1 protein-coding gene is annotated in these 1,016 nt (G+C 50.7%); it reads right to left on the bottom strand.

Going from position 1 to position 1,016, the window contains the following annotated elements:
- Positions 1–140: 140 nt before the first annotated feature.
- The coding region (locus tag ACIGG6_RS18265) for an IS5 family transposase (protein WP_399846553.1) at positions 141–1,016 on the bottom strand (876 nt) is incomplete at its 5' end.

Raw genomic sequence — 1,016 nt, 5'->3', positions numbered from 1 at the left:
GGAAGGTCTGAATAATTACCGATATTCGTCAACGCTCACTTGAGCTGATAAAAAATTGCAAATTTAGGCACTATTTTCCCGTTCTTTGTGCATTTTTTGCCCGTTAACCGCTCATTAAGCGGAAAACGGGCGCAATAGCCCTATTCCCACAGGTATTTTTCACTGATCAGCAGGTTGCTGAACGCCGCCAGCAGGTGCAGGCGCTGGGTGTTTTTAGCAAGACCACGATAGCGAACCTTGCCATAACCAAAGACTTGCTTGATGTACCGAAAAGGGTGCTCCACCTTGGCTCCGATGCTGGCTTTGATCTTTTCGACTTTCTGTTGCTTGGCATCCAACTTCTTTCGCGTGCCAGGCCGTCTGGCAATATACCAAGAGACGTCGCAGCGGTGATGGAGCTCGTCTCGCTTTTGAATGCCCAGGTAACCGGCATCACCGAAGACGCGCTGCTCTTCACCGTGAAGCAGCTTATCGGCAGGCACAATGTCATGCACATTAGCAGCCGTGGTGTCGATGCTGTGAATCAACCCAAGTTTGTCGTCGACACCTATGTGCATTTTCATACCAAAGTGCCAGGAGCCACCTTTTTTAGTCTGGTGCATCTCCGGATCGCGCTTGCCATGTTTGTTTTTGGTAGAACTAGGCGCAGAAATGATAGTGGCATCAACAATGCTGCCTTCGCGCAACATTAGGCCGTTTTTCGCCAGGTGTTTGTTCACTTCCTGGAACAGCACCTTGCCAAGGCTGTGTCGTTCTAGAAAATGACGAAACTTGAGAATCGTCGTTTCGTCCGGCAATCGGTCTAGCTTCAAACCGGCGAAATGCCTCATGGACTCGATCTCGTAGAGAGCATCTTCCATTGACGGATCGCTCAAGTTGTAGAACAACTGCATACAGTGAACTCGAAGCATGGCAGACAATGGATACGGAGGCCGCCCGCTCTCGCCCTTGGGGTAATAACGGGCTACCTTCTTCTCCAGCTGCGTCCAGGGGATCAGCTTGTCCATCCGCTCCAG

The sequence above is a fragment of the Vreelandella lionensis genome (assembly GCF_044543515.1).
Classification (GTDB): Bacteria; Pseudomonadota; Gammaproteobacteria; order Pseudomonadales; family Halomonadaceae; genus Vreelandella; species Vreelandella lionensis.
The sequence above is the reverse complement of the archived record's forward strand: the minus strand, read 5'-3'. Positions and strand labels throughout refer to the sequence as shown.